This is a genomic window from Streptococcus sp. 1559 (assembly GCF_013276735.1).
GTDB lineage: Bacteria > Bacillota > Bacilli > Lactobacillales > Streptococcaceae > Streptococcus > Streptococcus pseudopneumoniae.
The window spans coordinates 19,320-27,073 of the sequence record NZ_VMLO01000093.1; the positions used below are offsets into that span (position 1 = coordinate 19,320).

3 protein-coding genes and 1 pseudogene are annotated in these 7,754 nt (G+C 34.8%); all 4 read left to right on the forward strand.

Annotation, left to right across the window (positions count from 1 at the left end):
- Positions 1 to 24 precede the first annotated feature (24 nt).
- Positions 25 to 1,752: a septation ring formation regulator EzrA gene (ezrA, locus tag HT688_RS10050; protein WP_000064834.1), complete on the forward strand. Its 1,728-nt coding sequence runs from the start codon at positions 25 to 27 to the stop codon at positions 1,750 to 1,752.
- Between the two features lie 191 nt (positions 1,753 to 1,943).
- Positions 1,944 to 2,159: pseudogene (locus tag HT688_RS10055) on the forward strand (transposase domain-containing protein); the annotation flags it as partial.
- Between the two features lie 463 nt (positions 2,160 to 2,622).
- The gene (locus HT688_RS10060) at positions 2,623 to 7,416 is read left to right on the forward strand and encodes a S8 family serine peptidase (protein WP_000502031.1); all 4,794 of its coding nucleotides are present in this window, start codon (positions 2,623 to 2,625) and stop codon (positions 7,414 to 7,416) included.
- A gap of 209 nt (positions 7,417 to 7,625) precedes the next feature.
- A partial coding sequence (locus HT688_RS10065; protein WP_240148173.1) for an IS630 transposase-related protein occupies positions 7,626 to 7,754 on the forward strand: 129 nt, incomplete at its 3' end.

The following is a 7,754-nucleotide window of genomic DNA, read 5'->3' on the forward strand; positions in this document are numbered from 1 at the left end:
TTTCAAGTAAAAAAGGAGTTTGATATGTCTAATGGACAACTAATTTATTTAATGGTTGCAATTGCAGTCATTTTAGTTCTGGCTTATGTAGTAGCAATCTTTCTACGTAAGCGAAACGAGGGGAGATTAGAGGCGCTAGAAGAAAGAAAAGAAGAACTATACAATCTTCCAGTAAATGATGAAGTAGAAGCTGTAAAAAATATGCACTTGATTGGACAAAGTCAAGTGGCTTTCCGTGAATGGAATCAAAAATGGGTCGATTTATCTCTCAACTCTTTTGCCGATATTGAAAATAATCTCTTTGAAGCAGAAGGCTATAACCATTCATTTCGTTTTCTCAAGGCCAGTCATCAAATTGACCAAATTGAGAGTCAAATTACTTTGATTGAAGAAGATATTGCTGAAATTCGCAATGCTTTGGCAGACTTAGAGAAGCAAGAATCTAAAAATAGTGGTCGTGTTCTTCATGCTTTGGATTTATTTGAGGAACTTCAGCATAGAGTTGCTGAAAATTCAGAACAGTATGGTCAAGCCTTGGATGAAATTGAAAAACAATTAGAAAATATCCAATCTGAATTTTCACAATTTGTAACCTTGAATTCATCGGGTGACCCTGTGGAAGCCGCAGTGATTTTGGATAATACAGAAAATCACATTTTGGCCTTAAGTCATATTGTGGATCGTGTTCCAGCCTTGGTTACGACGCTTTCTACAGAATTGCCAGATCAATTACAGGATTTGGAAGCCGGTTATCGTAAACTAATTGATGCTAATTATCATTTTGTTGAAACGGATATTGAAGCACGTTTCCACTTGCTTTATGAAGCATTCAAGAAAAACCAAGAGAATATTCGCCAGTTGGAATTGGATAATGCCGAATATGAGAATGGACAGGCACAAGAGGAAATCAATGCTTTGTATGATATTTTTACTCGAGAAATTGCTGCTCAGAAAGTAGTGGAGAATCTACTTGCAACTCTTCCAACTTACCTTCAACATATGAAAGAGAATAATACTTTATTGGGAGAAGATATTGCACGTTTGAACAAGACCTATTTACTTCCTGAGACAGCTGCAAGCCATGTTCGTCGTATTCAGACAGAATTAGAGAGTTTTGAGGCAGCTATTGTTGAGGTAACTTCAAATCAAGAAGAACCAACCCAAGCTTATTCAGTTCTTGAAGAAAATCTTGAGGATTTACAAACTCAACTAAAAGATATTGAAGATGAGCAAATTTCAGTTAGTGAGCGCCTGACACAAATTGAGAAAGATGATATCAATGCACGTCAAAAGTCCAATGTTTATGTCAATCGTCTCCATACTATCAAGCGATACATGGAAAAACGCAATCTGCCAGGTATTCCACAAACTTTCTTGAAATTATTCTTTACGGCAAGCAATAATACCGAGGATTTAATGGTTGAGTTAGAACAGAAAATGATTAACATTGAATCTGTTACCCGAGTTCTTGAAATTGCAACGAATGATATGGAAGCTTTAGAAATGGAAACTTATAATATTGTACAATATGCAACCTTAACAGAGCAACTCTTGCAATATTCTAACCGCTATCGCTCATTTGATGAACGCATTCAAGAAGCATTTAACGAAGCTTTAGATATTTTTGAAAAAGAATTTGATTATCACGCTTCATTTGACAAGATTTCTCAAGCATTGGAAGTGGCAGAGCCTGGTGTAACCAATCGCTTTGTTACCTCATATGAGAAAACACGTGAAACGATTCGTTTTTAAAAAGCTTAGTTCATTCTAAGCTTTTTTCTTTACTCAAAAGCCATGAGTTTACTTATTTATCATTGAAATTAATGCTTGGTTTTGATATTATTTAAATATGAAGAAAGATAGAACAAAGCGTGGTAGTCACGCTAAAATGGGACGGAGTAAAAGAGTCCAGTGGACTCTTTTAGCCTAAGCTAAATTTTAAAAAGCGAGGGTGGTTGTTTTCTCAAAGTTTTGAAGGAGCTAAAGCAACAGCTATTATTATGAGTTTGTTGGAAACAGCTAAACGTCATCAACTAAATAGTGAAAAATATCTATCCTATCTTCTAGAATGTCTTCCAAACGAGGAAACTCTCGTAAACAAAGAGGTTTTAGAGGCTTATTTACCATGGACTAAAGTTGTACAAGAAAAGTGCAAATAAGAAATCTCCAGATTAGGAACTATCCGTGAGTTCTCTAGTCTGGAGATTTTTCAATATACTTCGTTATTGTACGGTTACGTTTGTCACAGTTCCTGAAATGCTTAATTCACGATTATAGTAAAATGAAATAAGAATAGGACAAATCGATCAGGACAGTCAAATCGATTTCTAACAATGTTTTAGAAGTAGAGGTGTACTATTCTAGTTTCAATCTACTATAAAAGCACATGAACTATTCTATGACCGTGATTAGTAAGGTTTTTGCTTAATGAGTAATTGAATGGAAAGTAATTATTTAATAAAGAAATTTAGTCTTGTATTAATCGAGATTAAATTTCTTTATGTTTAAATTACATGAGAAGAGTGATTAATATTACAATTTTGTTACAAAATAAGTTTTTGATAGAATTTTCAGATAATTTAGGATATAATACTTTTAATTTAAATAAAAAGGAGTGATTTTATGGGAGACTGCAAAGATTTTTGTCATAAAAAGTACCAAATAGCAACGATTTTTCTGCTATCGGTCTTTGCATGCAGATTTGCTTTAGTACAGGTTAGTGCTGCTGAGGGGAAATTTGAAACATCCAATCAAGTTACACATGCAGTAATAATTAATAAATTAGATGATTCAAATAAGCTCGCACCGTCAGTCACGGCTGACAAGAATGCTCTAGATTCTTCTTCAAAGGAAAAAACAGAAGCGACAGCGTCAGTAAAACAAGATGATTCTATAGAATATAGAGATAATAAGTCAGACAAGAATGTAATCACACAGAAAGAAAAGACTGCTATAAAAAGTGAAGAGAAGAAGGAAGAATCAGCAGTAGAAAGAAGTTCTTCTTCCGAAAGTTCACAATCACAGTCGTTATCTCAAAGTGGACATAAAGAAAAGCCAAATAGTATCTCCAGTAATGAAATGATTACTGTCCCTAAAACATGGGAAGCAGGACACAAAGGGCAAGGAACTGTAGTCGCTGTTATAGATTCAGGCCTTGATTTGAATCATGAAGTTCTGCGTATTTCTGATCCGTCAAAGGCGAAATTTAAAAATCAGGATGATATCGAAAAAGCTAAAAAAGCTGCCGGTATTGACTATGGAAAATGGTACAGTGACAAGGTAGTATATGCTTATGATTACTTTGATGGAACTGATAATATAAAAGAGGCTGAAAAAGAGTCTCATGGAATGCACGTTACTGGTATTGTAGCTGGAAATCCAATTAATAAAGCCCCGAATTCTGAGAAGGTTTATGGGGTGGCGCCAGAAGCTCAAATTATGTTTATGAGAGTTTTTTCAGATAGAGATAAAACTACAGCCTCTGCCCTCTATGTAAAAGCCGTTGATGACGCAGTTGCGTTAGGTGCGGATGTGATCAATATGAGTTTGGGTGCAGGTGCGGGTTCAACTGTAGATGCGGGTTCAGATATTATTGAAGCAGTAAAAAGAGCACGCACTAAAGGAGTATCTGTTGTTATTGCTGCTGGTAATAGCAATACTTTCGGTAGAGGTTTTTCACAACCATTAGCAGAAAATCCTGATTATGGTCTCGTCGGAAATCCCTCTACAGTAGAAGATTCAATTTCTGTTGCTTCGATTAATAATAAAATTCTAACTACTGAAGTCTTTGAAGTAAAAGGTTTAGAAAATGACGCTACCCTTGATTATGGTAAGTTTGATTTTAATAGACCTGAAACAGAAAAAGATTTTGAAAAAGGGAAAGAATACGAATATGTAGCAACGGGTATTGGTCGTGAAGAAGATTTTGCTAATATTGATGTAAGAGGTAAGTTAGCACTGATTCAACGTGGTAAAATCCATTTCTCTGATAAGATTAAAAATGCTCTTCAACACGGTGCAGCTGGAGTTTTAATTTATAACAACGTTGAAGGTGCAAATGTTAGTATGTCTGTTACAGGTGATGCTAAGAAAATCCCATCTGTCTTTATTTCAAAATATTATGGTGAAATTCTTAAGTCTGGTCAGTATAAAATTGTCTTTAATCACAAGATGGATAATCGTAAATCAGATGTTGCAGACCAATTGTCAGATTTTTCAAGTTGGGGAGTTACAACAGATGGACAATTGAAACCAGATGTTACTGCACCTGGTGGAAATATCTATTCATCATTTAACGACAATAGTTATGGAAGTATAAGTGGAACAAGTATGGCGGCCCCTCATGTAGCTGGTGTCGCAGCATTAGTCAAAGAATATTTAGCAAAGAAACATCCTGAATTATCAGCTAGTCAAATTTCAGAGATTGTAAAAGCTTTAATTATGTCCACTGCAAAACCACATTTTAATAAACAAACTGGAGCCTATACTTCTCCACGTCACCAAGGTGCTGGCGTAGTTGACACGATGGCGGCAACAAGCACAGATCTATTTGTAACAGGTGCAAATAATTATCCAAGTGTTACTCTTGGTAATGTTGGTGATAAATTTACCTTTGAAGTTACAATTCATAATATTTCGGATAAAGACCGAACATTGAAGATGATTGTAAATACAAATACGGACGAAGTTGAAGAAGGAAAATTCACTCTCCGTCCACGAAAACTAACTGAAACAGTTTGGCCCGAAGTAACTGTGAAAGCTCATAGTACGAAGACAGTAACAGTTAGTGTAGATACAAGTAAGTTTACTGAAGAACTTAGCAAAATAATGCCAAATGGTTATTTTCTAGAAGGATTTGTTAGATTTGTCAATCCTGCAGATGATGGTTCTGTTATTGGTTTACCATTTATGGGATTTAAGGGAGAATTCCAAAATCTACCTGCAATTGAAAAACCAATTTATCAATTGATTAAGGAAGGAAACAGTGGATTTTACTCTGAAATTGATAAAGATAATCCAGGAATTTCACCTTCAGACGATGTAACTTATTTAACAAGTTCTGAAAATGATGTAAATGTTTTAAAAGCAGAGCGTCAAGGAAATCGAGTGACTGTACTCGGAGTGAAACAAGATGATGAAGGAAAATACCATCTTCAATTAGATGAAAAGGGTAATGTTCGCCTTGCTATCTCGCCGAACGATGATGGTAATAAAGATTCTGTTCAATTTAAAACTCTTGTCTATAGAAACTTGGTAAATCTTCGTGCAACTGTTTATGATTCTTCGGATACAACACACAGTCAGCCTATTTGGCAAAGTCGTCCAACAGACCTTGTGAAAAATTATTTTGATGGCGATACTAGAAATCCAAGAAGTTACATTGTAGATAAAACAGCTTGGGGAGGACAGGATTCTAATGGAAATCGAGTCTCTGATGGAATTTATGACTATGTTATTAGTTATAAGCCAGATGTCCCTGGAGCTGAAGAACAATACACAATATTTAAAATTCAAATCGATACACAAAAACCTCTGATTACTTCGGGATATATTCGTTCTCAAAAAAATCAAGAACAATTTATAGCTCGTAAACCTCAGGATGTCGGAAATGGCGGAATTCTTCTAGAAAAAGTCTTTTATATTCGTCCTTCTGAAAATAGAGAGGCGGCAGATTCAGAAATCGAACAGTATCAGATTATCAAACAAAATGAAGATGGTAGTTATACACTTCCTAAGAACATTGATAAATCGAAAATCTTCTATTATGTGGAAGACTTTGCGGGAAATGTAGATTTTATATCTCTCAAAGATCTTGTAGGTGAAGAAAATAGTGGTCGTGTAAAAATTGCTATACTAAACAATAAAACCAATGATGAGATTGATACAACTTATGTTTATCGCATTAAAAATAGCGAAGGTCAATATGTAACCGTTGATAAGTCAAAAGATATTAATTTCTTGAAATTTGGGCATTATGTTGCAGAAATTTTTAGCTATGATCGTACAGAGTTGAAATTTGTGAGTGCTCTATCTAAGGAATTTGATTTAACGAAAGAAAATAGTTTTCAAACTATTACCTTCTTGGCTAACAAAATGAAATATGCCCCAGTAACAGTTGGCTTTAATCAAGCTGTTCCTGGAACTACAATGATTACTTTAGTAGGTGAAGACGGTCAGAGTCAAGTCTTGCCAGCTGAAACATATGGTAAACATTCTTATGGTAAGAAAGTGGTTACTGGTGAATATAAAGTTCTTGTAAATCTGTCAAACGGTTATGAATTACTTGATAATCTTCAACCATTTAAAGTTCTGTTTGGTAAAAATAATGTTTTGTCACTTTCAGTTGTTTCTAAGTTAGCTCTGATTGCAGCTTTAAATAAACAAATGGAAGTAGTTAAAACTCCAAGATATTATAATACAAAACAGAATTTAAAAGAGATGTTTGAGCAAAGTGTCAAAGATGCGCAACTAGCATTAGGAAGTAAACTTAACCAAGATAAAATTGACCAAATTGTTAAGGCTTTAGAGTCTGCTATGCAAACATTGGATGGTAAGGAATCTGATATCACATCATTGAAGAATGCCATTAAAGCATATGCTGAGACAGTTAAAAAAGGTAAATATATAAATTCTGATCAAGAACGCAAAGGTCAATATGATCGTGAATTTAAACTCTTGGCATTATTAATTACAAAAGATTTGATAACTCAAGATGAAATTGACCGTCTGTTGACCACTTTCTTGCAAGCTCAAGACCAGCTGAATGGGAAAGAAACAGATTTTATGAGCCTAAAGAATGTTATCGAGGATGAAGTGAAGTTCCAAGAAAAAGATCCAAGATTTTTGACAGCTAGCAAAGAGGAGAAAGATGCATATCATCTTATTTTCAACAAAGCTAAGCTACTTTTGGAAAATGCAGAAGCTAGTCAAGAAGAAATTAATGAAGTAATCAAAGCTCTAAAAGAAACGGTTGTAAAACTTAAGGCTAATAAAGTAGAGATCCCAACCAAACCAGTTGTACCAGTTAAGCCGGTTGATCCAACTAAAGCAGTTGCACCAGTTAATCCAGTTATTCCAGCTAAACCAGTTGTAACGATCAAGCCAGTTTCTCAAGTGCAACCTGTTAAATTAGTAAGTCAAAATAGACAAGTCTCAACTATTAAGCCTTCAATTAGCAATGATAAAATTGAGAAAGCTACATCAATTACAATACATCATTCCAATATAGAAGCTAAGCATGAGAATAAAACACTAGCTGGAAGTGATCAACAAGTGCTTTTAGCTACAGTCATCAAAGAAGGAAAACAGTTACCAGCCACTGGTGAGAATAACATGATTTCTATTATGCTAAGTATTTCTGGAATTTCTCTCTTGTTGTCAGTTATTGGACTTGTAACTTTTTCAAAAAGTGAGTAGAGAATACAAGCTAAATTCCCAAAGTAAGTTCCACCGCTAGTAGAATTGGAAGTTAGTCTGAGAAAAATCATAAAAACCAGTGGAATTCCGTGTCAGGGTAAGTTCCACTGGTTTTACTCATGCTTGATTTCTATAGTAGTATCGTGAGCAAAAGGATTCAAATTATAGTATAGTTGCTTAGTTTCAAACAAGCATGTTATAATAAAGCTATGGCATATAGTACAGATTTTAAACAGCGAGCATTAGATTCCATCAAAGAGGGGCACAGCCATGTCGAGGCAGCCAAGGTTTTTGATGTTGGCGTCAGAACTCTCTTCATGTGGGAAAAGAACTTACGT

Bases quoted from the DNA above. Each gene is read 5' to 3' on its own strand.
- ezrA (WP_000064834.1), top strand. From the start codon at position 25: ATGTCTAATGGACAACTAATTTATTTAATGGTTGCAATTGCAGTCATT.
- HT688_RS10060 (WP_000502031.1), top strand. From the start codon at position 2,623: ATGGGAGACTGCAAAGATTTTTGTCATAAAAAGTACCAAATAGCAACG.